Annotated in this window: 20 protein-coding genes and 1 pseudogene; 16 read left to right on the top strand and 5 right to left on the bottom strand. The window is 68.2% G+C overall.

The annotated features are described in order from the left end of the window. Positions 1 to 3: 3 nt before the first annotated feature. The 16 genes and pseudogenes from ybiB (at position 4) to G3580_RS16120 (ending at position 18,493) form a co-directional block, all read left to right on the top strand. Complete coding sequence (ybiB, locus tag G3580_RS16045; RefSeq protein WP_173767194.1) at positions 4 to 924, top strand: DNA-binding protein YbiB; 921 nt, start codon at positions 4 to 6, stop codon at positions 922 to 924. Positions 925 to 1,105: 181 nt separating this feature from the next. Beyond that, the gene (locus tag G3580_RS16050; RefSeq protein WP_173767196.1) at positions 1,106 to 3,832 is read left to right on the top strand and encodes a nitrate reductase; all 2,727 of its coding nucleotides are present in this window, start codon (positions 1,106 to 1,108) and stop codon (positions 3,830 to 3,832) included. Positions 3,833 to 3,957: 125 nt separating this feature from the next. After that, entirely contained in the window at positions 3,958 to 4,338 is a 381-nt protein-coding gene (locus tag G3580_RS16055) for a DUF2946 family protein (RefSeq protein WP_173767198.1), read from the top strand. Positions 4,339 to 4,633: 295 nt separating this feature from the next. Beyond that, positions 4,634 to 6,064: pseudogene (locus G3580_RS16060) on the top strand (TonB-dependent receptor); the annotation flags it as partial. Beyond that, a complete protein-coding gene (locus G3580_RS20290) occupies positions 6,046 to 6,540 on the top strand; it encodes a TonB-dependent receptor domain-containing protein (RefSeq protein WP_267313337.1) in 495 nt (164 codons plus the stop codon). The pseudogene G3580_RS16060 and the gene G3580_RS20290, both read left to right, overlap by 19 nt. A gap of 10 nt (positions 6,541 to 6,550) precedes the next feature. Then, the gene (locus tag G3580_RS16070; RefSeq protein ID WP_173767202.1) at positions 6,551 to 7,378 is read left to right on the top strand and encodes a hypothetical protein; all 828 of its coding nucleotides are present in this window, start codon (positions 6,551 to 6,553) and stop codon (positions 7,376 to 7,378) included. Beyond that, entirely contained in the window at positions 7,371 to 8,429 is a 1,059-nt protein-coding gene (locus G3580_RS16075; protein WP_173767204.1) for a 4Fe-4S binding protein, read from the top strand. The genes G3580_RS16070 and G3580_RS16075 overlap by 8 nt, the downstream gene beginning before the upstream one ends. Continuing rightward, positions 8,426 to 9,139, top strand: a complete 714-nt coding sequence (locus G3580_RS16080; protein WP_173767206.1) for a cytochrome c biogenesis CcdA family protein — start codon at positions 8,426 to 8,428, stop codon at positions 9,137 to 9,139. Before G3580_RS16075 ends, G3580_RS16080 begins: the two co-directional genes overlap by 4 nt. 72 nt (positions 9,140 to 9,211) lie before the next feature. After that, positions 9,212 to 9,718, top strand: coding sequence for a disulfide bond formation protein B (locus tag G3580_RS16085; protein WP_173767208.1), 507 nt, complete (start codon positions 9,212 to 9,214; stop codon positions 9,716 to 9,718). A 254-nt stretch (positions 9,719 to 9,972) separates the two neighbouring features. Beyond that, the gene (gene nirB / locus G3580_RS16090) at positions 9,973 to 12,414 is read left to right on the top strand and encodes a nitrite reductase large subunit NirB (RefSeq protein WP_173768855.1); all 2,442 of its coding nucleotides are present in this window, start codon (positions 9,973 to 9,975) and stop codon (positions 12,412 to 12,414) included. A gap of 18 nt (positions 12,415 to 12,432) precedes the next feature. Further along, on the top strand, positions 12,433 to 12,762 hold the full coding sequence (nirD, locus tag G3580_RS16095) for a nitrite reductase small subunit NirD (protein ID WP_173767210.1): 330 nt from the start codon (positions 12,433 to 12,435) through the stop codon (positions 12,760 to 12,762). Positions 12,763 to 12,880: 118 nt separating this feature from the next. Continuing rightward, on the top strand, positions 12,881 to 14,350 hold the full coding sequence (locus G3580_RS16100; protein ID WP_173767211.1) for a NarK family nitrate/nitrite MFS transporter: 1,470 nt from the start codon (positions 12,881 to 12,883) through the stop codon (positions 14,348 to 14,350). A gap of 165 nt (positions 14,351 to 14,515) precedes the next feature. Then, positions 14,516 to 16,234, top strand: coding sequence for a bifunctional protein-serine/threonine kinase/phosphatase (locus tag G3580_RS16105; protein ID WP_173767212.1), 1,719 nt, complete (start codon positions 14,516 to 14,518; stop codon positions 16,232 to 16,234). Positions 16,235 to 16,288: 54 nt separating this feature from the next. Beyond that, on the top strand, positions 16,289 to 17,587 hold the full coding sequence (locus G3580_RS16110; RefSeq protein WP_173767213.1) for a nitrate regulatory protein: 1,299 nt from the start codon (positions 16,289 to 16,291) through the stop codon (positions 17,585 to 17,587). Between the two features lie 104 nt (positions 17,588 to 17,691). Further along, positions 17,692 to 17,988: an encapsulin-associated ferritin-like protein gene (locus G3580_RS16115; RefSeq protein ID WP_173767214.1), complete on the top strand. Its 297-nt coding sequence runs from the start codon at positions 17,692 to 17,694 to the stop codon at positions 17,986 to 17,988. Between the two features lie 43 nt (positions 17,989 to 18,031). Next, the gene (locus G3580_RS16120; RefSeq protein WP_173767215.1) at positions 18,032 to 18,493 is read left to right on the top strand and encodes a ribonuclease HI family protein; all 462 of its coding nucleotides are present in this window, start codon (positions 18,032 to 18,034) and stop codon (positions 18,491 to 18,493) included. Between the two features lie 12 nt (positions 18,494 to 18,505). Here the strand turns inward: G3580_RS16120 and G3580_RS16125 are convergent, their stop codons facing one another. The 5 genes from G3580_RS16125 to G3580_RS16145 form a co-directional block, all read right to left on the bottom strand. Then, positions 18,506 to 18,811 (bottom strand): PilZ domain-containing protein, encoded by a 306-nt coding sequence (locus G3580_RS16125; protein WP_173767217.1) that lies wholly within the window; start codon positions 18,809 to 18,811, stop codon positions 18,506 to 18,508. Positions 18,812 to 19,042: 231 nt separating this feature from the next. Further along, complete coding sequence (locus G3580_RS16130; protein ID WP_217424516.1) at positions 19,043 to 20,809, bottom strand: ABC transporter ATP-binding protein; 1,767 nt, start codon at positions 20,807 to 20,809, stop codon at positions 19,043 to 19,045. A gap of 34 nt (positions 20,810 to 20,843) precedes the next feature. Next, a complete protein-coding gene (locus G3580_RS16135) occupies positions 20,844 to 21,860 on the bottom strand; it encodes an ABC transporter permease (RefSeq protein WP_173767218.1) in 1,017 nt (338 codons plus the stop codon). A 71-nt stretch (positions 21,861 to 21,931) separates the two neighbouring features. Next, positions 21,932 to 23,338, bottom strand: a complete 1,407-nt coding sequence (locus G3580_RS16140; RefSeq protein ID WP_173767219.1) for a CmpA/NrtA family ABC transporter substrate-binding protein — start codon at positions 23,336 to 23,338, stop codon at positions 21,932 to 21,934. Positions 23,339 to 23,768: 430 nt separating this feature from the next. Beyond that, positions 23,769 to 25,355 carry a SpoIIE family protein phosphatase gene (locus tag G3580_RS16145; protein ID WP_173767220.1) on the bottom strand — a complete coding sequence of 529 codons (1,587 nt, stop codon included), beginning with the start codon at positions 25,353 to 25,355 and terminating at the stop codon, positions 23,769 to 23,771. Positions 25,356 to 25,362: the final 7 nt, after the last annotated feature.

A 25,362-nucleotide genomic window follows, 5' to 3' on the forward strand; every position in this document is an offset into this window, starting at 1 on the left:
CCCATGAACTACGCAGCCCTCATCAAGGAGATCGGGCGCGGCGCCAAGGGCGCCCGTTCGCTCGCCGACACCGACGCCGAAGCCCTGTTCGCCGACATCCTCGATGGCCGGGTGCCCGAGCTGGAGCTCGGCGCCATCATCCTGTCCCTGCGCATCAAGAGCGAATCGCTCGACGAGCTGCTCGGCTTCAAGCGCGCCATGGACGCGGCCACGCCGCAGCTGCGCGTGCCCGAGGGCTGGCGCTGCGTGGTGTTGCCCAGCTACAACGGCGCCCGTCGCCAGCCCAACCTCATGCCCCTGCTCGCGCTCATGCTGGCGCGCGCGGGCGTGCCGGTACTCATCCAGGGCCGTCACGACTTCGACGCCCGCACCAGCCCCTTCGAGCTGCTGGCCGAGCTGGGCATCACCCCGCAGGCCGATGTGGAGGCGGCCAGCGCCGCCCTGGCCGCGGGGCAGGTGGCCTGTGTGCAGCTCGAGACCCTGCTGCCGGGCCTGGACACCCTGCTCGCCCTGCGCCCCCGCCTCGGGGTGCGCAACAGCGGACACACCATGGCCAAGCTGCTCGATCCGGCCATCGGCCACAGCCTGCGGGTGGTCGCGGTGACCCATCCGGAGTATCTGGAACGCATGGACGCCTTCCTGCGCGCCGACGGCGGCACCGCCATGCTCATGCGCGGCACCGAAGGCGAGGCCTACGCCAACCCGCGCCGGCGCCCCGCCCTGAAGCTGTACCGCGACGGCGCGCTGGTCCAGGAGATCGAGGCCGAACCGGGCGGCGCACCGCCACACACCGACGTGCCCGACCGGCCCGACGTGGCCGGCAACGCGGCCCTGATCCGCGACATGCTGGAGGGCACGGTGCCGATCCCGGCCCCGATCCAGGCGCAGTTCGAGGCCCTCACGGCACACGCGCGCATGGGCTGAGCGGCCCACCGCCCCCACATCGGTGCGCCGATCCGATGACGCACCGCAGCAGTGCATTTTGCACCACGACGGCGCATCGGTTGCCCGTCGGCACCCCAGACGCTCGCGCGAAACCCCGCCGCGACGCGGTTTTCCTCCTTGGCATGGCGGTTGCTAGATTGCCGCTGCACAAGGAGTCCGCATGTCTGAAACCCAATCCACCTGTTGCTACTGCGGCGTCGGCTGTGGCGTCATCATCGAACACGAGGGTGATCGCATCATCGGCGTGCGCGGCGATCCCGAGCATCCCGCCAACTTCGGCCGGCTGTGCACCAAGGGCTCGACACTGCACCTGTCGGCCGCGCCGGAGACCCTGGCCGTCCGCGCCCGGCACCCGCAGATGCGCCCGCACCGCGATGCACCGCGCTCGCGCTGCGACTGGGACACGGCCCTGGACCATGTCGCCGACCGCTTCGCCGCGATCATCGCCGAGCACGGCCCGGATGCCGTGGCCTTCTACGGCGCCGGCCAGCTGCTCACCGAGGACTACTACGTCTTCAACAAGCTCGCCAAGGGCCTGATCGGCACCAACAACCTCGACACCAATTCGCGCCTGTGCATGTCCAGCGCGGTGGCGGGCTACAAGATGAGCCTGGGGGCGGACGCGCCGCCGTGCAGTTACGCGGACATCGACCACGCCGACTGCCTGTTCATCACCGGCAGCAACACCGCCTTCGCCCATCCGATCGCCTTCCGCCGCATCGAGGACGCCCGCGAGGCCAACCCGGCCATGAAGCTGATCGTCGTCGATCCGCGCCGCACCGACACCGCCGAGGCCGCCGACCTGTTCCTGCCGCTGCTGCCGGGCACCGACATCGCGCTCTACAACGCCATGCTGCACGTGATGCTGTGGGAAGGCTGGATCGACACCGCCTATGTGGACGCCCACACCGAGGGCTTCGATGCGCTCAAGAAGGTGGTGCGCGAATACACCCCGGCCATGGCGGCCGAGATCTGCGGCCTGCGCAAACAGGACATCGAGACCGCCGCCGAATGGTTCGCCACCGCCAAGGCGACCCTGTCCCTGTACTGTCAGGGCCTCAACCAGTACGCCTCCGGCACCCACAAGAATTCGGCGCTCATCAACCTGCACCTGGCCAGCGGCCACATCGGCCGCCCCGGCGCCGGCCCCTTCTCGCTCACCGGCCAACCCAACGCCATGGGCGGTCGCGAGGTGGGCGGGCTGGCGAACCTGCTCTCGGCGCATCGCGATCTGTCCAACCCCGAGCACCGCGCCGAAGTGGCGCGATTCTGGGGCGTGGACGACGTCCCCGCGGAACCGGGCAAGAGCGCGGTCGAGCTGTTCCAGGCCGTCCAGGACGGGCACATCAAGGCGGTGTGGATCGCCTGTACCAACCCCGCCCAGTCCATGCCGCACCAGGCGCTCATCCACGAAGCGCTGCAGCGCGCGGAGCTGGTGGTGGTGCAGGACGCCTTCGCCCACACCGAAACCTGCGCCTACGCCGACGTGCTGCTGCCGGCCACCACCTGGGGCGAAAAGGACGGCACCGTCACCAACTCGGAACGCCGCATCAGCCGGGTGCGCGCCGCCGTGCCCGCCCCCGGCGAGGCGCGCCACGACTGGGCCATCGCCGCCGATTTCGCCCGCCGCCTCGGCGCGCGGCTGGGCCAGGCCGAACTGGCCGAACGCCTGTTCGCCTACGACGGCCCCGAGGCGATCTGGAACGAACACCGCGACAGCACCGCCGGGCGCGATCTGGACATCACCGGCCTGTCCTACGCCCTGCTGGAGCGGGACGGTCCGCAGCAGTGGCCGTTTCCGGCCGGCGCCGCCATGGGCAAGATCCGCCTCTACGAGGACAGCGTGTATCCGACCGATTCCGGCCGGGCCCGCTTCGTCGCCACCGAATACACCGCCACCGCGGAAACGCCCAGCGCCCGCTATCCGCTGCACCTGATCACCGGCCGCCTGCGCGACCAGTGGCACGGCATGAGCCGCACCGGTCTGGTGGCCCGGCTCTACAACCACGAGGCCGAGCCGCTGCTGCACATGCATGCGGACGACCTCGCCCGCCGCGGCCTCGCAGACGGCGACATCGTCCGCGTCAAGTCGCGCCAGGGCGCCGTGGTGCTCAAGGTGCTGGCGGCCGACACCGTGCGTGCCGGCCAGTGCTTCCTGCCCATGCACTGGGGCGGCAACGCCATGGCCGGCACCCTGGGCATCAACGCGCTAACGCCGGACGCCATCGATCCGTACTCCAAACAACCCGAACTCAAGCACGCCGCCGTGCAGGTGGAAACATTCACCCGCGGCCACCCGGTGGTCGCCATGCGCCGCATCGACACCGCGCAGGAGAACCCCTTCGAGGTCATGGCGCAGGTACGCGAACAACTGGCGCCCCTGCCCTACGCCAGCCTCACCCTCACCGGCCGCGAGACCCCGGTGGTGATGCTGCAGTCGCGGGTCGACATCGACGAGCCGGCGCTGATCGCCGCGGTGGACGCGGCCTTCGGTCTCGACGACGCGAACCGGACCCTCAGCTACGCCGACCGCCGGCGCGACATCGCCAAGCGCGCCCGCATCGACGACGACGTGCTCATGGCGGTGCGTCTGGTGGGCGAGACCCGCGCCGCCGAGTGGCTCGCGCAGCTGATGATCGTGGGCGCCTCGGCGGCACCGATGCGCCGCTGGCTGCTCGCGCCCGTCACCCAGCCGCCGGAAGGCGGCCCGACCCGCGGCAAGGTGATCTGCAACTGCTTCGACATCGCCGAGGATGCGATCCAGGCCGCGTTTGCCTCGGGCGAGAGCCTCGAGCAGTTGCAGGCGCGCACCCGCTGTGGCACCAACTGCGGCTCCTGCCTCCCCGAACTGAAGCGACTCAAGGCTCACGCCCCCGCCACGGCCTGACTCGGGCCGTCGCCCGCGGCCCCGGCCTTCGGGCCGATGTCCGCCATGGAATCCGGGCGCGCGGCATAGTGTCGCAAACCGCGCCGGCGGCGCGTGAATCCCTTTACAGTCGCCGGATGTCCGACGTGCGCGCACGGCTCCTCCGCTTCTTCGCCCTGGCCTGGGTCGCCACCCTCATGCTGGTGGTGGCCCCGTCCATCGCCCACATCGGCGCCGCGTCCGGCGGCACCTCCCTGACCGACATCTGCTCCGCGCTGGGCATCCAGCGCTTGCCGACGGATACGGACGAGTCGGGGCGCCGTCCCGAACCGGATGCCGCCCGTGCCGGCTGCCCCTGGTGCACGCAGCAGAGCCCAGCGGCGCTGCCGCCCGCCATGGCCGCCGCCGATGCGCCGCATCCGCACCAGACACCCCGGCGCGCCGCGCCGCCACCGGCCGATCCGCGCCACGCCGACGATCCGGCCACTCCGCCGCCCTCGCGCGCCCCGCCCCACCGGCATCACTGAGCCCATCCCGAACCGAGGTCCATCGCCTGCCGCCCCTGGCCGCCGGCCACCTCGTGTTGCGCCCGCCGCGGCCGGAACGCCACCGGCGCCAGATGTCCGAATGAGGTCTTTCATGCAGGTATTTCGATTCGCGCCGGCCACCGCGGCGCTGCTCGGTGCGGTCCCCCTGTGCCACGCCCAGACGCCGGCCATGCTCGACGAGGTGAGCGTCACCGCCACCCGCGAAGCGCGCTCCACCGCCGACGTCCCCCAGGCCATTGCCGTGATCGGCAAGGACGCCCTGGCCGGGAAGACGATGTACAACCTCAGGGAGGCGCTGCAGGACATCCCCGGGGTGCTGGTGAATTCCAAGAACGGTGGCTTCGACGCCCGCCTGATCATCCGCGGCGCCGGCCTCAAGGCCCCCTACGGCATCCGCGAGATCATGGTGCTGCGCGACGGGGTCCCGCTGACCGACCCGGACAGCTTCACCCGCCTCGACTTCGTAGACACCCAGGACATCGAGCGCATCGAAGTGGCCAAGGGCCCGGGCAACCTGTTCGCCGCGGGCAGCGCCGGCGGCGCCATCCAGGTCATCTCCAGGTCGGTGTTCGACGACACCGCCAACAGTGCCCGCATCGGCCTGGGCACCCAGGATACCGAAAGCGTCCACCTGCGCTACGGCGGCATGATCAGCACCACCCAGGCGCTGGCGCTGACCGTCTCCCACCGCAACCAGGACAACGACTGGCGCGCCTGGAACAGCTTCGCCACCACGCAGACCTCGATCAAGCATGGCTGGCTCCTGTCCGACAACGACACCCTGGAGAGCGAACTGTCCTACGCCGAGGCCGACATGCAACTGCCCGGCAGCATGGATGCGGCCCTGTTCAACGAGTACCTGCACAACGGTCGGCAAGCCGACACGGCCGAACCGTGGAAGCACTCGGGACGCTACTCCAAGGTGTGGTTCTTCAACACCCGCCTGGAGATGGTGCGCGGCGACTTCACCTTCAAGCCGCGCTTCTACTACAACACCTGGCACCACTACCACCCGGTCACCGGCCTGATCAACGATCCCTCGTCCTGGGTCAGCAATATCGGCACCGACCTGGAGGGTCATTGGCGCCACCCCGACGGCACCCTGGTGGCCGGGGTGTCGGTCCGCCGGGAGAACGCGCCGGATCAGAAGAAATACGAATACCGGGACGTGCGCACCCTGCCCGGCGGACGCATTCTCGCCACCCTGTCGGACGCCCGGGGCGATCTGGCGTCCACCAGCGACAGCGAAAGCCTGCTCACCGGCCTCTACATCCAGGAGAGCTGGCGCCCCACCGAGCGCTGGATCGTGGACACCGGCCTGCGCTACGACGTGATCGACATGGACAACACCACCGACGAGATCACCCAGTACAGCTGGGCCCTCGGGCGCTATGTGGCCGGTGACGGCCATACGCACACGAAGAAGACCTTTCGCCTGCCGGCACCCAAGCTGGCCGTCACCTACAAGCTCGGGGGCGGGATCAACCTCTTCGCCATGATCGCCCAGGCCGCCCAGGTCCCGTCCTCGGGCGAGGTGTCGAGCAACCCCTCGCTGGACGCCTCGGTGTCGCGCAATATCGAGTTCGGCCTCAAGGGCCGCCACCGCGACTGGAGCTTCGACGCCAGCATCTATCACACCCGGGTGCGCGACGAGATCGTGCAGATCAACACCGGCGGGGTGACCGAATACGCCAACGCGGGCCAGACCGACAAGAAAGGGGTCGAACTGGCGGGCGACGTGGCCGTGGGTCACGGCTTCAGCCTGGGGGCTTCTACGCCTGGTCCCACTACACCTACGACAAATTCAGCGAGCCGGTCCGGGTCGGCTTCGCCACCGTCAACCAGGACCGCGCCGGGAACGAGCTGCCCTACATTCCGCGCCACCAGTACGGCGCCCATGTCGCCTGGGCCGGCAGCGGCTGGCGGGCCCGGCTGGCCGGATTGAGCTGGGGCGAGTACTGGATGGACAACGCCAACACCGAGAAATACGCCGGGTGGCAGTGGGTGATGAACCTGTCGGTGAGCTACCGGCGCGCCCCCCACGCCCTGACCCTGAACGTGGACAACCTGACCGACAAGCGCTACGCCGTCGAAGCCAAAAAGGACACCGGCGGCAAGGTGAGCTATTCGGCCGCCGCGCCGCGCGCGGTGATGCTCACCTACCGCTACGACTTCCACTGAGGCGCCCCCCATGAAGACCATCCTGATGGCCGGCCTCGTGGCCGCCAGCCTCCATGCCCCGGCCCGGCACGCCCACGGCGGCGCGCCCGTCGACGCGCCAGCCGGCGACTGGAGCCACGCCCCGCGCCTGCTGCCCGCCGGCGGCGGGCGCGGCGAGGTGATGTTGCGGCTCGCCGACCTGCAGGCGACCGAGCTCACGGTGTTCGCACCGGGCGCCACCGGCGGCACGCCGGTACGCCGCGTCCCGGTCGCGGCCGGCCGCGCGGGGATCACACCCGCCGCCCCGATGCTGGGCAACTATCACTGGGTGCAGGCCCGCGATACCACCGGCGGCACGATCCGCGTGGCGACCACCGCAGTGTATTTCGCCAATCCGGGCCCAGCCCCGACGGCCCTGCTGGCCGAATCCAGAAGCGAGCTCGAGATCGTACCCACGCCCCTGCCGAGGGAGCATGCCCACTATCGCGAAGGAGAACGATGGCGTTTCGTCGTGCGCTGGCAAGGACGGCCGCTGGCCGGGCAGCCAGTGACGATGGAAACGTCCCGCGGCAGCCGCGCCCGGGCGATCAGCGCCGCCGACGGCCAGGTTGTCTTCATCTTCCCCCGCGACGTCGACCCGGGCGACCGCGATGCCGGCGGCCCGGGCCGGCCCGGTGCCGTTTTCGTGCTGTGGACCGAACGCCGCTTGGACGGCGTGCACTACCTCACCTCGTTCACCGGGCGCTATTCGCCGGAGCCGGGGCGCACCCGATCGCTGCCCTGGGGCACCGGTTTTGCGCTGTTCGGCATGGTCCTCGCCCTGCCCCTGTTGCGTCGCCGGGAGACCCGCCATGACTGATGCCACCCACACCTTCCCGAGCCTTGGCCGGGTTCGCCTCGGCGTCCAGCTGTTCATGTTCGTCCTGCTCGTCTGGGGCGCCAGCGTGGTCGGCCACTACTCGGCCGAGAAGCTCTCTGACGCCCTGCCCGCCCTGTCCTGCGCCTACGACATGGAAAATGCCGGCTATTGCGTGCTGATCCCGCTCCAGCACCAGATGCACCACCGGGTCGGCCAGGCCCTGGTCGCCGCCCAGCAGGTGGGCCTCAAGGTCGTCCTGCCCCTGGCCATGACCCTGCTCACCTTCCTGGCCTTCTTCTTCGTGCTCGGCAAGGCGTTCTGCGGCTGGGTCTGCCCTCTGGGGACGCTGCAGGAACTGGTGCAGCGGGCCGGGCGCCGTTTCGGCCTGCCCCTGCACGCCCTGGATACGACCGGCACCCGCCGGGTGCGCCCGGTCAAGTGGCTGATCCTGCTCGGCCTGGTGCTGACCCTGCCCCTGCTCACCGGGCTGGGGATCACCCCGCACGAGTTCGGCAACCCGTACTGCGACGTGTGCCCTGCGCGCATCGCCACCACCCTGCTCAGCGGCAACACGGAGCAACTGGCGCTCAACGCCGCCAGCCCCCTGAGCTTCGCCCTCGGCGCCCTGGGCAATACCGTGTTCGGCTTCGTCGCCGTGGCCGCCCTGGCGATCCGCCAGCCCTTCTGCCGCATCTGCCCGATGCTGGCCCTCAACGGCGCCTTCCGTCACCTGTCCCTCACCCGACTGGTCAAGCGACCCCATGACAAGTGTGCCCGATGCGGCATCTGCGCCCAGGCCTGCCCCATGGACATCCACGAGATCCAGCGTGAATCGGGACGCAAGGCCTTCCACGAGGACTGCACCCTGTGCGGGCGCTGCGCCGAATTCTGCCCCGACGACGACGTGATCGCACTCACGTTCGGCCCGTTCCGGTGGTTTCGCTCACGTCGAAGCTATTACAAGCGGCGTGTCCGGGCCGAGTCGCCCCAAGGCGAGCTCAAGCCGCTCAAATTCATGCCACGGCCGGGTCCGTCGGCCGAACGGCCATGAGCCCGGACGCCCTCGCCGCGCTGATCGCTCCGGACGGCCACATCGGTCTGGCCGGCGCCCTGGTGCTGGGCCTGTCCATGGGGCTGACGGCGTGCACCGTCACCTGCCTGCCCTATATGGGCACCTGGGCGCTCGGGCGCGCCGGTCGCGGCCGCGAGACGCTCGTCCATACCGGCGCCTTCGTCGCCGGCCGAGTGGCGGCCTACACGGCCCTCGGCGCCCTGGCCGGACAGCTGGGTCAGTGGCTGGTCGACAGCCTGCAGGGTCCGCTCGGGCAGCGGGCCATCGGCGGCGCCAGCCTGTTCGCCGGCCTGTGGCTGATGCTGGCCGAGCGCCGCGCCCCCCGCGCCGCCCCGCCGACGCTCCACTTCCATCCGCGCCGGCACGACCGTGCCAGGGCCTGCGCCGGCACCCGACTGGCCGCCGCGCCGCCGTTCCTGATGGGGGCCGCCCTGAGCCTGACCCCGTGCGCGCCCCTGGGCTGGCTGATCGGCATGAGCGCCGCCACCGGCAGCCTGGGCGAAGGCCTCGCACGCGGGCTGGCCTTCGGCCTCGGCGCCGGCATCACGCCCTTGTTGCTGCTGGTGCCGGCCGCCGGCGTGCTCGGCCGGCGCCTGCGCCGCGAGCGTGCCTGGCTGGGCTTGTGGCTGCGGGTCGGCGCAGGCGGGGTGCTGATCTTCCTGGGCTCGCAACGGCTGTTCAGCGCCTGAGCCATCCGCGGCGCCCGCGTTCGCAGGTCGCTGCTAGAATCGGCGCTGACCTCTCCCACCGGCCCTTCGATCATGCTCGCCCTGCTCCAACGCCCCCGACTGCCCTTTTTCACCCTCGCCCTCGTGGTCATCGGACTGCTCGGCTTCGGCCTCTATCTGCAACATGTCGAGGGCCTGGTGCCCTGCCCCATGTGCATCATGCAGCGCTACGCCTTCGTACTCGTGGCCCTGATCGCCCTGCTGGCCGGCGCGCACGGCAGCCGCGGGCGCGGGCGCAAGGGCTGGGCGCTGCTCATTGCCCTCGTCGCGGTGGCCGGGCTCGGCGTGGCGGCCCGCCAGAGCTGGATCCAGCGCTTCCCGCCGGACACCATCGACTGCGGCCCCGGCCTGGAGTACATGATCGACAGCTTCCCGCTGGGTGAGGCGCTGCCGATGATCTTCCAGGGCGCGGGCGAGTGCACCGCCATCGACTGGAGCTTCCTCGGTCTGTCCATCGCCAACTGGTCGCTGCTGTGTTTTGCCGCCGTGATCGGCTTTGCGCTGTGCATCATTTTCCGCCGCGCGCACCACAACGGATAAATGCGCACCAACGGTGCGTTTTGCACCGCACTGGTGCGAAATTCGGTGCGCAGGCCACGACCGACGGCCAACACCCCTTGAAAACACAGGGTTTCATCCTGTGGCACACCCCTTGCTAGACATGGTTGAGTGCGGCGCACAATCAGGTGCGCCCCGAAAATCAGCGCATCATGCGGCCCTGGGTTGATGCCGACCCGCCGCCTTCCGGTTCAACGGCGATCCGGAGTGCGAACACCATGAGCAAGGATGGAACCATGAGCAAACTCAAGCTTGTGATGGTGGGCAACGGCATGGCCGGCGTCCGCACGCTGGAAGAACTGATCAAGATCGCGCCGGAGATGTACGACATCACCGTCTTCGGCGCCGAGCCGCATCCGAACTACAACCGGATCCTGCTCTCGCCGGTGCTGGCCGGCGAGATGACGGTCCAGGACATCATTCTCAATGACCTGGACTGGTACAGGGACAACGGCATCGATCTGCGCCTGAACAACAAGGTGACGAAGATCGATCGCAAGGGCCGCAAGGTGTTCGCCGAGGATGGCAGCGAGGTCGCCTACGACCGCCTGCTGCTGGCCACGGGCTCGAACCCCTTCATGCTGCCGGTGCCGGGCGCCGACCTGCCGGGCGTGATCGCCTATCGCGACATCGCCGACACCGACGCCATGATCGACGCGGCCGCCAACCACAAGCACGCGGTGGTGATCGGCGCCGGCCTGCTCGGCCTGGAAGCGGCCAACGGCCTGGCCCTGCGCGGCATGGACGTGACCGTGGTGCACATCGCCGACTGGATCATGGAGCGCCAGCTCGACAAGACCGCCGCCGACATGCTGCAGAAGTCGCTCGAAGCCAAGGGCCTCAAGTTCAGGCTGCCGGCCTTCACCGCCGAGCTGCAGGCCGGCGAGTCGGGCCGCGTGAGCAAGGTGGTGTTCAAGGACGGTGCGTCCATCCCCGCCGATCTGGTGGTGATGGCCGCCGGCATCCGCCCCAACACCGCGCTGGCCGAATCCGCCGGCATCTACTGCAACCGCGGCATCGTGGTGAACGACACCCTGCAGACCTACGATCCGCGCGTCTATGCGGTGGGCGAATGCGCCAACCACCGCGGCATCGCCTACGGCCTGGTGGCGCCGCTGTTCGAGCAGGCCAAGGTGTGCGCCAACCACCTGGCCATGTACGGCATCGGCCGCTACGTGGGCTCGGTGACCTCCACCAAGCTGAAGGTGACCGGCATCGACGTGTTCTCCGCCGGCAACTTCACGGGCGGCGAAGGCACCGAGGACATCGTCCTGCACGATCCCGGCGCGGGCGTGTACAAGCGTGTCGTGCTGCAGGACGACAAGCTGGTGGGCGCGGTCATGTACGGCGACACCAAGGATGGTGCCTGGTACTTCCAGATGCTCAAGGACGGTCAGGACGTGGGCGAGATCCGCGATCACCTGCTGTTCGGCAACAGTCACCTGGGCGACGCCGGCCACAAGGGCGCGAATTCCGCCGCCGCCATGCCCGACGAGGCCGAGGTGTGCGGCTGCAACGGGGTGTGCAAAGGCGACATCGTCAAGGCGATCAAGGCCGAGGGCCTGTTCACCCTCGACGACGTGCGCAAGCACACCAAGGCCTCGAGCTCGTGCGGTTCCTGCACCGGGCTGGTCGAGCAGATCCTGGCTTCGACCATCGGCGGCGCCTACACCCCCGCCGATTCCAACACCAAGGCGGTGTGCGGCTGTACCGATCACTCCCACGGCGAGGTGCGCGCCGCCATCCGCGATCACAAGCTGCTCTCCGCCCAGGCGGCCATGGCCTTCATGGAGTGGAAGACGCCCAACGGCTGCGCCTCCTGCCGCCCGGCACTGAACTACTACTGCATCTCCTCCTGGCCCCACGAGGCCACCGACGATGCCCAGAGCCGCTTCATCAACGAGCGCGCCCACGCCAACATCCAGAAGGACGGCACCTACTCGGTGGTGCCGCGCATGTGGGGCGGGCTGACCACGCCCAACGAGCTGCGCGCCATCGCCGATGCGGCCGAGAAGTACCAGGTGCCGACGGTGAAGGTCACCGGCGGCCAGCGCATCGACCTGCTCGGGGTGAAGAAGAACGACCTGCCGCTGATCTGGCACGACCTCAACAAGGCCGGCATGGTCTCCGGCCATGCCTACGGCAAGTCGATCCGCACGGTGAAGACCTGCGTCGGCGCCGAGCACTGCCGCTTCGGCACCCAGCTGTCCATGAGCCTGGGGGTGAAGCTGGAGAAGATGCTGTTCGGCATGTGGAGCCCGCACAAGGTGAAGCTGGCCGTCTCCGGCTGCCCGCGCAACTGTGCCGAGGCCGGCATCAAGGACGTGGGCGTGATCGGCGTCGATTCCGGCTACGAGATCTACGTGGCCGGCAACGGCGGCATCAAGACCGAGGTGGCCCAGTTCTTCAGCAAGGCCAAGACCGAGGAAGAGGTGATGGAGATCTCCGGCGCCTTCCTGCAGCTGTACCGCGAGGAAGGCTACTACCTGGAGCGCACGGTGCATTACATCGACCGGGTCGGCCTCGACTACGTGAAGTCGAAGGTCCTCGACGACGACGACAACCGCAAGGCCCTGTACGAGCGCCTGCTGTTCGCCCTGCAGGACTACAAGGATCCGTGGCAGGAGCGGGCCGAGGAGCCCCAGCTGCGCGCCGCCTTCGAAGATTTCGCCGTCTGATCGCCCGAGGAATTCGCCATGACCACCACCATCGACAACGCCACCTGGCACCGCATCTGCGCGCTCGAGGACATCCCGGTCCTCGGCTCGCGGGTCGTCAAATCCACCGCCCACGGCGACATCGCCATCTTCCGCAATCGCGAGGACGAGATCTTCGCCATGCATGACAAGTGCCCGCACAAGGGCGGGCCACTGTCCCAGGGCATCGTCTCCGGGCGCACCGTCACCTGCCCGCTGCACAACTGGAAGATCCAGCTCGACAACGGCGAGGCCGTCGCGCCCGACGTGGGCTGCTCCCGGCCTTTCGCCGTCAAGGTCGAGGACGGCACGGTACTGCTCCAGCTCTGAAGCGCATCCCCCACCGCACGACCGCGGACGCCCACGGGCGCCCGCGTCGGCGGCGCGCAGCCCATCGAAAAATCAATGTGCTGCAAAAACAGATAGTTAGCATTTAACGAGGTTAATCATGAGTCAGGATAAGGGGTTCAACCTGCTGTCCTTCACCGGCAAGATGAAGATCCTCCATCTGTCGTGGATGGTGTTCTTCATCACCTTCTTCGTGTGGTTCAACCACGCGCCCATGCTCGGTGCCATCGGCGCCTCCCTCGGCCTCGACAAGGCCCAGCTCAAGACCCTGCTGATCCTCAACGTGGCGCTCACCATCCCGGCGCGCGTGCTCATCGGCATGCTCACCGACAAGTACGGCCCGCGCATCATCTACGCCGCGCTGCTGTTCATCTCCGCCATCCCCTGCTTCATGTTCGCCATGGCCGACAGCTTCACCCAGGCGGCGATCTCGCGCTTCATGCTCGGCTTCATCGGGGCCGGCTTCGTGATCGGCATCCGCATGGTCAGCGAGTGGTTCCCGGCCAACGAGCTGGGCACGGCCGAAGGCATCTACGGCGGCTGGGGCAACTTCGGCTCGGCCGCCGGCGCCATGCTGCTGCCGACCATCGCGCTCATGTTCGGCGGCGAGAACGGCTGGCGCTGGGCCATCGGCCTGACCGGTGCGCTGTCGCTGGTGTTCTCCTTCATCTGGTACGCGAACGTGAGCGACACGCCCAAGGGCTCGACCTACTTCAAGCCCAAGAAGCATGGCGGCATGGAGGTGACCAGCACCGGCGACTTCTTCTTCCTGCTGGTCATGAAGATCCCCATGTACGCGGCGCTCGCCCTGCTCACCTGGAAGCTCTCGCCGGCCGGCGTGAGCCTGCTGTCCGCCGGTGCCGCCGACATCCTCTACGTGGTGCTGGCCGCCATCCTCGCCTACGACTGCTGGGGCGCCTGGAAGGTCAACCACGAGGTGTTCGTCACGCCGGTGCCGCAGGTGCATCGCTACAAGTTCAAGCAGGTGGCGGTGCTCAACATCCTCTACTTCTGCACCTTCGGCTCGGAGCTGGCGGTGGTCTCGATGCTGCCCCTGTTCTTCGCCGAGACCTTCCATCTCGATCCGGTCTATGCCGGCCTGGTCGCCTCCGCCTACGCCTTCATGAACCTCATGTCGCGCCCCGGGGGCGGCTGGCTCTCGGATCGCTTCGGGCGCAAGAAGACCCTGCTCATCCTGACCGCGGGCCTGGCCGGCGGCTACGCCCTGATGGCGCTCACCAACGGCACCTGGCCGCTGGCGGTGGCGGTGCTGGTGGCCATGGCCTGCTCCTTCTTCGTGCAGGCCGGCGAGGGCGCCGTGTTCGCCGTGGTGCCGCTGATCAAGCGCCGCCTGACCGGCCAGATCGCCGGCATGACCGGGGCCTACGGCAACGTCGGCGCGGTGGTGTACCTGACCGTGCTGTCCATGGTCAGCTACGAAGTGTTCTTTGCCGTGATCGCCCTGACCGCGGTCGTCGGTTTCGTCACCCTGCTGTTCATGGAAGAGCCCAAGGGCCACATGGCCGAGGTGCGCGAAGACGGCTCGGTGGAGCTGATCAGCGTCAGTTGAGGGGGGAGAAGAACGCTCCGCCGCCCGGCACGGTCCTCGCCGGGCGGCATATGGAGCGTTCCCTGGCGGGGGCGGCCCAGGCGGGCCGCCCGTGCCTTTTCAGCGCCCACCCCGGCACCGGATAATCGCCCCATCCCGTCACGCCCCGAGCGCACCCACGAGCCCATGAGCGAACCCCTGAAAGTCCGATTCGGCGGTCATTCGAGCGCCGGCATCAAGGCCATCAACCAGGACGCCTTCGCCGCGCACCTGCCCGAGGCCGCCGGCGAGCGCGACCTCAAGGGCGCCACCGCGGTGATCTGCGACGGCGTCAGCGCGGCGGCCGAATCCGAGGTGGCCAGCCAGATGGCGGTCACCGGCTTCATCACCGACTACTACGCCACCCCGCCGACCTGGAGCGTGCGCAAGGCCGCCGGCACCGTCCTCAACGGCCTCAACCACTGGGTCTATCGACAGAACGCGGCCCGCCAGGGCAGCCGCGACAGCATGCTCACCACCTTCTCCGCGGCGGTGATCAAGTCCAACACCCTGCATGTGTTCCATGCCGGCGACACCCGCATCTGGCACCAGCGCGGCGCGACCCTCGACTGCCTGACCCGCGATCACGTGATGACCGAAGGCGGGCGCGATTTCCTCGCCCGCGCGCTCGGGGCCGACTCGCATCTGGAGGTGGATTACCTGTCGCGCGAACTGGCGGTGGGCGATCGCGTCCTCCTGAGCACCGACGGGGTGCACGGCTTCGTGCCGCCCGCCCGCCTGCGCGAACTGCTCGGCGCCGCGGACGATCTGGAGACCATCGCCCGGCGCATGACCGACGAGGCGCTGGCCCAGGGTGCCGACGACAACGTCTCGGTCCTGATCGTGGCGGTGGACCACCTGCCCCTGGAGACGCTGGAAGAGACCTACCGGCGCCTGATGCAGCGCCCGATCCCGCCGGTGCTCGCGCCGGGCAACCGGATCGACGGCTTCGAGGTGCTGGAGGTGATCTTCTCCGGCACCCGCAGCCACATGTACCGGGTCAAGGACAGCGACAGCGGCGCGCACTACGTGCTCAAGGCGCCGTCGCAGACCTTCGCCGAGGACGCCATCTACCTCGACGGCTTCATCCGCGAGGAGTGGGTCGGCCAGCGCATCGACCACCCCAACGTGATGAAGACCTACGAGAACCCGCGCGGCAAGCAGTTCATGTACTACCTGGGCGAGCACATCGTCGGCATGAACCTGCGCGAGTGGATGCAGGACAATCCCAGCCCGCCGCTCGACGCGGTGCGCGCCGTCATCCGCCAGGTGATCGCCGGGCTGCGCGCCTTCCAGCGCGCCGACATGGTGCATCAGGATCTCAAGCCCGAGAACATCATGATCGACCGCGACGGGCGGGTGAAGATCCTCGACTTCGGCACCGTGCTCATCGCCGGCACCGACGAGATCGCCTCGCCGCTGGACAAGTCCGTGCCCCAGGGCAGCGTCAACTACGTGGCCCCCGAATACCTCATGGGCGAGCCGGGCTCGTTCCGCAGCGACCTGTTCTCGCTCGCGGTCATCACCTACGAGATGATCACCGGCGCCCTGCCCTTCGACGAACCGGCGATCAAGCGCACCCGCATCGGCTCCTACACCGAACTGCGCTACATCCCCGCGCGCCACCGCCGCCATGACCTGCCCATCTGGGTCGAAGCCTGCCTGAAGAAGGCGCTGCAGCCCAATCCGGCCCAGCGCTACGAGGCCTTCTCCGAGTTCGAGCAGGACTTCACCGTGCCCAACCCGCTGCTCGAGGCCGACCTGCGCCGCCGCCCGCTGCTGGAGAAGGACCCGGCGCGCTTCTGGAAGGCGCTGGCCATCGCCCTGCTGGTGCTCAACATCGTGCAGCTGGCCTGGCATCACTGAGGCCGTGGAAACAATGAGATACTTGCCACAGTCGCACAGGAACCCCGCCCCATCATGTCCACCGAACTGACGGTTTCCAACATCGTTCTGGTCGCCAAGCAGCACGAAATCGAGGAGCTCAGGCACCTCGAGGCCCGTGCCCAGCTGGTCGGCGACATCGGCGCCCTGATCCACTGCCTGCAGAACGAGCGTGGCGCCTCGAGCCTGTTCCTCGCCTCCGCCGGGGCGCGCTTCGGCGACACCCGCCAAGCGCTCATCGCCGCCTCGCGGGAACGCGAAGGCGCCCTGCGCACCAGCTTCGACACCCTGCTGCAGCACTCCAACCACGGCAGCGCCAAGCTCTACTCGCTGATGGCCTGGGTGCTGCTCGGCCTCGACGCCCTGCCCGCCCTGCGCGCCCAGGTGGACGCCCAGCAGCTCGGCCCCGACGAAGCCGTGGCCGCCTTCAGCCGGCTCATTTCGGGGCTCGCCTCGCTGATCTTCGAAGTGGCCGACACCACCGTCAATCCGGGCATCTCGCGCTCGCTGGTGGCGCTGTTCAACTTCGTCCAGGGCAAGGAGCTGGCCGGGCAGGAGCGCGCGGTGGGCGCCGCCATGTTCGCCTCCGGCCAGTGCGACGCACCCCACCAGCAGCGCATCCTCGATCTCATCGACGCCCAGGAACGCAACTTCCAGGTGTTCTGCGAATTCGCCGACGAGACCTCCCTCGCCCCCTGGCAGGAAATGCATGTGGCGCCCTACGTGGTCATCCTCGAGCGCCTGCGCCGGGTACTGGGCAGCGCCAAGCCCGGCGCCGCGCTCGACGCCAACCAGAGCGACAAGTGGTTCGAATGCTGCTCCGACCGGCTCGCCGCCATGTGGTCGCTGCAATGCCTGCAGGTGGAACGCCTGCAGGCCCAGTGCGCCCACCTGATCGCCGAGGCCGAGCGCGAGCTGACCGACTCCGAGGGGCTGCTCACCCAGCTGCGCAACAGCCCGCCGCCGAGCGCCGGTCTGGGCGAACGCTTCTTCGACCCCAACATCCCCATCGACCACGCGCTGCGCTTCACCCCCACCGAGGGCGGCGCGCCACCGGTCGAGCGCTCGATCATCGAAGTCCTCCAGGCCCAGTCCGAGCGCATCGCCAACATGGAAACGGAGCTGGATTCGGCACGCCGCGCCCTCAACGAGCGCAAGGTGATCGAACGCGCCAAGGGCGTGCTCATGGCCCGTTTCAACCTCACCGAGGAAGCGGCCTACAAGATGCTGCAGAAGACCTCGATGGACCAGAACCGGCGCCTGGCCGAGGTCGCCGAGGCGGTGCTCGCCCTGCCCGCCTTCTTCACCCCGCAGCCGGCCACCCCGCGCCGCTGAGGGCACCCGGCCGGGGCCGGTCGTCATCGTTTTGCGCTAATCTGTCGTTCGTGGCCGGCCCGATGCGGCCGGCCGGCGATTTCGACACCGACCGGAGAACACACATGGCAAACGAGGGCTATCACGAACCCATCGGGGAACTGAGCGACGAGACCCGGGACATGCACCGGGCGATCACCTCGCTCATGGAAGAACTCGAGGCCGTCGACTGGTACAACCAGCGCGTCGATGCCTGCAAGGACGAGGAGCTCAAACACATCCTCGCCCACAACCGCGACGAGGAAAAGGAGCACGCGGCCATGGTGCTCGAGTGGATCCGGCGCCGCGACCCGAAGTTCGACCACGAGCTGAAGGACTGGCTGTTCACCGACAAGTCGCTGAGCCACGGCGACGGCCACTGATCGCGCGGCGTCGGCGGCCGGGTCCGTGCCTGCCGGATTGCCGATGCCCGTCGCCCCGGCGACCGCGGACACCTGGCGCCTGTGGATCGACGGCACGGCCGCGCCCAACCCGGGCCGGATCGGCCTGGGGGTCGTCCTCGAGTCACCCGACGGACAGCGCCACGAGAACGCCGTGCGCGCCACCGAGGGCTGCAACAACGTCGCCGAACTCCAGGCGCTGCTCCACGGGCTGAGCCTCGCGCTGGACGCCGGCGCCCGGGCGATTGCGATCTACAGCGACAGTGATTTCGTGGTGCGCCACGTGGGCGGCGACGGGCACACCGACGTGGCGCCGCTCGAGGCGCTGGTCAGGCGCGCCCGCACCGCGATGGCGGCCTTCGCGGTGGCGACCCTGCACTGGATTCCCCGTCACCGCAACGGCGCGGCCGACCGGCTGGCACGGCAGGCGATCGGGCTGGCGCCCAAACCGGCCCTCCGGCCGGTCTCGCGCAAGCGGCGGCGCTGAGCGCCCGAGCCGCTACTTCAACACCTGGACGATCTGTGCCCCGAGCTGGTACTGACCGGACTCGGTCCGGTGGCAGCGCTTGACCTCGACCCGCACATGCAGCGGCGGCCGGTCGACACCGCCGTCGGGTTGCCGCACCAGGACGTCGAGCACCTCGGCCAGTTGCGGCACATAGCTGCTCTCCAGGGTCAGCCCACCGGTGCTGATCTCGAGACAGCGCGCTTCGTAGCGGGTGTTCTGGTGGGGGGCTTGGATGAGGGCATCGCAGCCGAGCGGGATGCGCCGGGCACTGCGGCGGTCGTCACGGGCGTTGGTCATGGCTCTCCAGTGTGGCCGGGCGCGGGCGGAATGCCGCGGTACTCCGAACTATATCGGCATCGACGCGGATTTCCGTAGCCGGATTGCCGATTCGTTAACCCGAAAGTAAAAAAAACCGGCCTCGAGGGCCGGTAAAGCAGAGAGCATTCGATATGCCGGGGTCTGCGGAGGTGAATCGGGAACCGCTCAGGTGCGTTCGCAGCAGGTGCGGCATGTGTTCTTCGCAGCCTCTCAGTGCTGTTCGCACTCCTCGAGGAAGCTGAGCAGCTCCTCGCGCAGGCGGTAGTAGTCGGGATGCTCGAGCAGCATCTTGCGGCTGCGCGGGCGCGGCAGGTCGATCTCGAGCACCTTGCCGACCCGGGCGTTGGGGCCGTTGGTCATCATCACCACCCGGTCGGCCAGGAGGATCGCCTCGTCCACGTCGTGGGTGACCATCATCGCGGTCAGCTGGGTGCGGCTCCACACCTCCATGAGCACTTCCTGCAGATCCCAGCGGGTGAGCGAATCGAGCATGCCGAAGGGTTCGTCGAGTAGCAGCAGCTTGGGCGACAGGGCGAAGGCGCGGGCGATGCCGACACGCTGCTTCATGCCGTTGGAGAGCTCATGCGCCTTCTTGTCGAGGGCGTCGGCCAGCCCCACCCGGTTCAGGTAGTGGGTGCAGATGTCGTGGCGCTCCTGCCTCGTGGCGTGCGGATAGACCTGCTCCACGCCCAGCGCGACGTTCTCGTAGGCGCTCAGCCAGGGCACCAGGGACGGCGCCTGGAACACGATGCCGCGGTCGGGGCCGGCGGTCACCACCTCCTTGTTGTCGAGCAGGATCACGCCTTCGGAGATGTCGTTGAGCCCCGCCACCATGGACAGCACGGTGGATTTGCCGCAGCCCGAGTGCCCGATCACGGAGATGAACTCGCCCTTCTTCATGCGCAGCTCGAAGCCGTCGACCACTTTCACCGGGCCCTTCTTGGTGGGGTAGATCTTGGAGACCTGCGAGAACTCCACATAGCGGTCGTGGTGCGGCAGCACCGGCGCTTCGGTATTGGCCGCACCGCTTTGCAGCGAGGCGAACTCGGCGCTGGTGTTGGGCAGCACCCCCGGCAGGGCGACCACGTTGTCGCCGGTGGCGGCCTGCTCGGCGCTGACCTGCATGAGGTACTCGGTGACGGCCTTGCGCAGGCGCTTGAACTCGGGGTCGTGGTTCATCCGGGTGCGATCGCGCGGGCGCGGCAGATCGACGGCGAATTCCGGCCCGAAGGTGGCGCCCGGCCCCGGGTTGAGCGGGATGATCCGGTCCGCCATGATCAGGCCCTCGTCCACATCGTTGGTGATGAGGATGACGGTCTTCTTCTCCTTCTCCCAGATGCGCAGGATCTCGTCCTGCAGATTGGCCCGGGTCAGGGCATCGAGTGCCGAGAGGGGCTCGTCGAGCAGCAGGATCTCGGGGCTGGCCGCCAGGGCGCGCGCCACCGACACCCGCTGGCGCATGCCGCCGGACAGCTCCGCCGGCCGCTTCTCCAGCGCCGGGGTGAGGTTCACCATCTCGACGTACTTCTCGACCCGCCGGGCACGCTGCGCCGGCGACTCGTCCCGGAACACCTGGTCCACCGCCAGCGCCACGTTCTGGCGCACGGTCATCCACGGCATGAGCGAATAGCTCTGGAACACCACGCCCCGATCCGGCCCCGGTCCGCTCACCGGCGCACCGCGCAGCAGCACCTGGCCGGCATCGGCCTCGATGAGCCCGGCGATGAGCGAGATCAGGGTGGTCTTGCCGCTGCCCGAGAAGCCCACGATGGCGACGAATTCGCCCTCGCGGATCGACAGGTTGATGTCCCGGAGCACGTCGGTCACGTGCGAGCCGCTCCCATAGGACTTGGACAGCTGTTTGAGTTCCAGGAAGGCCGGCGCGGCCTCGTGCGCCGCCACCGGGCGCACCGGCGCCGCCTCGGCCACCGGGGCGCCGCCCAGCGGCAGCGCCATCTTCAATTGGGTTGCAACCATGGGGATATCCTCCTCGTCTGTCGCGTTCCGTGGCTCACTGACCGGTTTCACCGAAGCTCACGAGCAGTTGCAGCGTGTGCATGATGCGGTCGAGCACGAAGCCCACGAAGCCGATGGTGAACACCGCCACCATGATGCGGCCGAGGGAATGGGAGGAGCCGTTCTGGAACTCGTCCCACACGAATTTGCCCAGGCCCGGGTTCTGCGCCAGCATCTCGGCGGCGATCAGCACCATCCAGCCCACCCCGAGGGACAGGCGCAGACCGGTGAAGATCAGCTTGAGCGAGGACGGCAGCACGATCTTGGTGACCTTGGTCCACCAGGACAGGCGCAGCACCTTGGAGACGTTGATCAGGTCCTTGTCGATGGAGGCCACGCCCACCGCGGTGTTGATCAGCGTCGGCCACAGCGAACACAGGGTCACGGTGATGGCCGAGACGATGAAGCTCTTCTCGAACATCGGGTCGGTGCTCACGTAGACCGCGCTGACCACCAGGGTGACGATGGGCAGCCAGGCCAGCGGCGAGACCGGCCGGAAGATCTGGATCAGCGGATTGATGGCGATCTGGAAGATCCGCGACAGCCCGCACAGGATGCCCAGCGGCACCGCCACCAGGGTGCCCAGGGCGAAACCGGTGAACACGGTGTACAGGCTGGTGACGATCTGGTCGAAGTAGGTCGGCTTGCCGGTGTAGGGGCGCAGCTTGAGCTCGGCCTGCGGGTTGCGCTCGAGGATCTTCGCATTGCGTTCCTCCTGGCGCTGGTAGAACTCGACCTCCTTCTGGCGCTCGGCGTGGTGCTCGTCGATCAGGCCCATGGCCTCGTCCCACACCTGCGCCGGCCCGGGAATGGCGCCGAGGCTGGTCTGCACGCCGGAGGCGAGGAAGTGCCAGCCCATGAGGAACACCACCAGCGCCACGACGGGCACGCCGATCTGGGTGAGGATGCTCTTGATCTGCTCGCGCGGGTCCTCGCCCTGGGCCAGGCGGATGAAGGGAACGAACCAGGTGAAGCCGGTCCGGGTAAAGAAGTTTGCGGTTGCGTTCAACATGATCTTGCCCTCTGCTCGCCACCGCCCCGGCCGCTGCCGGCCGGGGGGTGCAAGTCCGGTGGTGTGTGCGCTTACTTGACCTCGTCCTTGCCTTTCAGGCCGATCTTGAGGCTGTCGATGTAGGCGTTGGGCTTGGTCCCGTCATAGGGGATGCCGTCGATGAAGTCGTTCTGCACCGGCTTGAAACCCGTTTCGGTGGCGAAATCGGGGAAGTCGGAGGCCTTCATCTTGCCTTCGGCAATCAGCTCCTTGGCGGCCGCGGCGTAGATGTCCGGGCGATACACCTTCTTGGCGATGTCCATGTACCAGCTATCCGGCTTGTAGTCGGCAATCTGGCCCCAGCGGCGCATCTGGGTGAGGTACCAGATGGCGTCGGAGTAGTACGGGTAGGTCGCGTTGTAGCGGAAGAACACGTTGAAGTCCGGCACCTTGCGCACATCCCCCTTCTCGTACTCGAAGGTCCCGGTCATGCTGTTGGCGATGACCTTGTAGTCGGCGCCGACGTAGTTGGAGGCGGAGATCATCTTCGCCGCTTCCTTGCGGTTCTTGTCGTTCTGCTCGTCCAGCCAGTAGGCGGCGCGGATCAGCGCCTTGATGACCGCCTTGTGGGTGTTGGGGTACTTGTCGTTCCACGCCTTGGTGACGCCGAACACCTTCTCCGGATTGTTCTTCTCGATCTCGTAGTCGGTGATGATCGGCGCGCCGATGCCCTTGAACACCGCCTGCTGGTTCCACGGCTCACCCACGCAGTAGCCGTAGATGGTGCCCGCTTCCATGGTGGCCGGCATCTGCGGCGGCGGGGTGACCGAGAGCAGCACGTCGGCGTTGATGGTGCCCGCGGTGTCGCCCTTCTTGGGCGCGTAGTAGCCCGGGTTCAGGCCGCCGGAGGCCAGGTAGTAGCGCAGCTCGTAGTTGTGCGTCGACACCGGGAACACCATGCCCATCTTGAAGGGCTTGCCTTCCTTCTTGTAGTCGTCGACCACCGCCTTGAGGTACTCGGCCTTGATCGGATGCACCGGCTTGCCGTCCGCCTGCAGCGGCAGCTTCTTCTTGAGCTTCTCCATGACCTCGTTGGAGACGGTGATGCCGTTGCCGTTCAGGTCCATGGAGAAGGCGGTGATGATGTCCGCCTTGGTGCCGTAGCCGATGGTCGCCCCCAGCGGCTGCCCGGCCAGCATGTGGGCGCCGTCGAGCTCGCCGGAAATGACGCGGTCGAGCAGCACCTTCCAGTTGGCCTGGGCCTCGAGGGTCACATACAGCCCCTCGTCCTCGAAGTAATGCTTCTCGTAGGCCACCGCCAGCGGGGCCATGTCGGTGAGCTTGATGAAACCGAACTTCAGGTCCGGCTTTTCGACATCCTCCGGCGCGCCATGCGCGGTCGCGGCGAAAGCGCCGAAGGCGATCAGGGTGGACACGACGACGCCACGCAAACGCCCACTGAAGGTCGCCCGCGGCAGGGAAGTGGTGTGATGTTTCATGGATTCAACTCCTTGTGCGAAATAGAACTGCATTCGTAATCAATGAGTTGCCTCCATCATCAGAGGCGGCGGCCGGACATCCTTGCCTGGCCCGACCCGGTCGGGGCCTTCTCGCTCGTATCAGCCTCCTTCCACGGACGGGCCACGCCCTTCATTGGGGTCGCCAGAACGCGGAAGGCGTCGAACATGCTTGAGCAAAGCCTGTGCCAGACGCACCTTTCCAATGAAAAACAATGTGTTACGAAATTAGCACTTCCCCTTTCCCCGCACAGCCCAGGCGCGCGGCGCACCAATTCCGCCCATCGGTGCGGGCACCGCACGGCGATGGTGCGGCGCACCACATGGCGGCACGGGACCGCCACCCGCGGCACGGCACACAAACAAAAGCCCGGCCGCAGGGCCGGGCTTTCAAGACACGGGAGGAATCGTCCTAGATCGATGGATCAGCGCGCTCACCCGCCGAATCGGCGGCCTTGGCGTCGATCATGAGCAGGGACATGTCGTCATGCGCCGAGGCGCCGGCCAGATGCTCCGCGAGGGCGATCTTGGCCATGTCCACCCGCTGGCGCGCCGGCCAGGCGGCGATGACCGCCTCGAGGCGCGCCAGACCGAAGTCCTCGCCCGCGTCGTTGGCCGCCTCCGTGACTCCGTCGGAATGGAGCACGATCTGCTCACCCGGGGCGAGTACCACCTGCTCGGGGGCACAGCCCTCGCGGCAGCTCTCGACCACCCCGAGCGGCAACTGCTGCGATGGCACGCGCGCCCGGATGCGGCCATCGGCCGTCACCACGAGCACCGCCGGCACGCCGCCGACCCACACGTCGGCGGCACACCCATCCGCGCTCAGGCTCATCATGGCGGCGCCGACGAAACGCCCGACCGGCAGCGTCTCGTGCAGCATGTGGTTGATCTGGCTGACCACGCCGGCCAGCGGGGTGTCCTGGGCGACCAGGGCATAGAACAGCGGCAATACCGGCTGCACGCTGACGGCTGCCGACAGTCCGTGCCCGGTGGCATCGGCCAGCATGGCGTACAGACGTCCGCCCGGCGAGGTGGCCGCCACCACCATGTCGCCGGAGAAGTTCTGCGCCGGCATCACCGAATAGTGGATGCGCGGGTCGTTCATGGCCTCGGTGTTGACCTGGCTGGCCATGATCTGCCGCGCCAGCAACTGCTCACGCTGCTGCTCGTCGTGGTAGTGCTGCAGGTGGGCCGCGTGCTGTTCGCGTTCCTCACGCACCCGGACCCGCTCGCTGATGTCCCGCAGCACCCCGATGAACAGGCGCCGGTCCTCGAACTTGAGTTCGGTCACCCCCAGTTCCAGCGGGAAGATCTCGCCGCCCGCGCGCGCGCCCTGCACTTCACGCACCGTGCCGATGACCGCCTTCGGCCCGCCGGCGAGGTAGCGGGCCAGATAGCCGTCGTGCTCCGAACGGATTCCGGGGGGCGTGAGCACGCTGACGTTCTGTCCGATCAGGCTGCCCGCCTCGTAGCCGAACATGCGGTGCGCCGCCGGGTTGGCCGACTGGATGAGGCCGGTCTCGTCCACGGTGACGATGCCGTCGATCACCGCATTGGAGATGGCCTGCACCCGACCGAGCAGTTCGCGCTGACCCCGCTCCATCGCCAGCAGCCGCTGCATGGTGCGCATCTTGGCCGCGAACACGGTGAAGGATATCGGCTTGACCATGTAGTCGTCGGCACCGGCATCGAGGCCCGCCACGATGTCGGCGTCGGCATTGAGGGCCGACATGATCAGGATCGGCGTCCATTCGCCGCGCTGGGCGGCACGGATGCGTCGGGTCGCCTCGAAGCCGTCCATCTCCGGCATCATCAGGTCCATCAGGACGATGTCGGGGCGCTGCTCGACGTAGGCGTCCACGGCTTCGCGGCCGTCGGCAACACAGATCGACGCGAGGCCGAGCTTGCGCAGGAACACCGTCATCATGTTGCGATTCGCCGAGGTGTCGTCGGCCACCAGAACGGTCAGCGCCTTGGTGTGGAGGATGTCAGTCATGGGGATG

It is taken from the genome of Nitrogeniibacter mangrovi, assembly GCF_010983895.1.
Lineage (GTDB): Bacteria > Pseudomonadota > Gammaproteobacteria > Burkholderiales > Rhodocyclaceae > Nitrogeniibacter > Nitrogeniibacter mangrovi.

Excerpts from the sequence above, each read along its gene's own strand:
- G3580_RS16070 (WP_173767202.1), top strand. The coding sequence starts at position 6,551 with ATGAAGACCATCCTGATGGCCGGCCTCGTGGCCGCCAGCCTCCATGCC.
- G3580_RS16140 (WP_173767219.1), bottom strand. The coding sequence starts at position 23,338 with ATGAAACATCACACCACTTCCCTGCCGCGGGCGACCTTCAGTGGGCGT.
- G3580_RS16130 (WP_217424516.1), bottom strand. The coding sequence starts at position 20,809 with ATGGTTGCAACCCAATTGAAGATGGCGCTGCCGCTGGGCGGCGCCCCG.
- ybiB (WP_173767194.1), top strand. The coding sequence starts at position 4 with ATGAACTACGCAGCCCTCATCAAGGAGATCGGGCGCGGCGCCAAGGGC.
- G3580_RS16145 (WP_173767220.1), bottom strand. The coding sequence starts at position 25,355 with ATGACTGACATCCTCCACACCAAGGCGCTGACCGTTCTGGTGGCCGAC.
- nirB (WP_173768855.1), top strand. The coding sequence starts at position 9,973 with ATGAGCAAACTCAAGCTTGTGATGGTGGGCAACGGCATGGCCGGCGTC.
- nirD (WP_173767210.1), top strand. The coding sequence starts at position 12,433 with ATGACCACCACCATCGACAACGCCACCTGGCACCGCATCTGCGCGCTC.
- G3580_RS16105 (WP_173767212.1), top strand. The coding sequence starts at position 14,516 with ATGAGCGAACCCCTGAAAGTCCGATTCGGCGGTCATTCGAGCGCCGGC.
- G3580_RS16110 (WP_173767213.1), top strand. The coding sequence starts at position 16,289 with ATGTCCACCGAACTGACGGTTTCCAACATCGTTCTGGTCGCCAAGCAG.
- G3580_RS16075 (WP_173767204.1), top strand. The coding sequence starts at position 7,371 with ATGACTGATGCCACCCACACCTTCCCGAGCCTTGGCCGGGTTCGCCTC.
- G3580_RS16120 (WP_173767215.1), top strand. The coding sequence starts at position 18,032 with ATGCCCGTCGCCCCGGCGACCGCGGACACCTGGCGCCTGTGGATCGAC.
- G3580_RS16100 (WP_173767211.1), top strand. The coding sequence starts at position 12,881 with ATGAGTCAGGATAAGGGGTTCAACCTGCTGTCCTTCACCGGCAAGATG.
- G3580_RS16135 (WP_173767218.1), bottom strand. The coding sequence starts at position 21,860 with ATGTTGAACGCAACCGCAAACTTCTTTACCCGGACCGGCTTCACCTGG.
- G3580_RS16050 (WP_173767196.1), top strand. The coding sequence starts at position 1,106 with ATGTCTGAAACCCAATCCACCTGTTGCTACTGCGGCGTCGGCTGTGGC.
- G3580_RS16125 (WP_173767217.1), bottom strand. The coding sequence starts at position 18,811 with ATGACCAACGCCCGTGACGACCGCCGCAGTGCCCGGCGCATCCCGCTC.
- G3580_RS16115 (WP_173767214.1), top strand. The coding sequence starts at position 17,692 with ATGGCAAACGAGGGCTATCACGAACCCATCGGGGAACTGAGCGACGAG.
- G3580_RS16085 (WP_173767208.1), top strand. The coding sequence starts at position 9,212 with ATGCTCGCCCTGCTCCAACGCCCCCGACTGCCCTTTTTCACCCTCGCC.
- G3580_RS16080 (WP_173767206.1), top strand. The coding sequence starts at position 8,426 with ATGAGCCCGGACGCCCTCGCCGCGCTGATCGCTCCGGACGGCCACATC.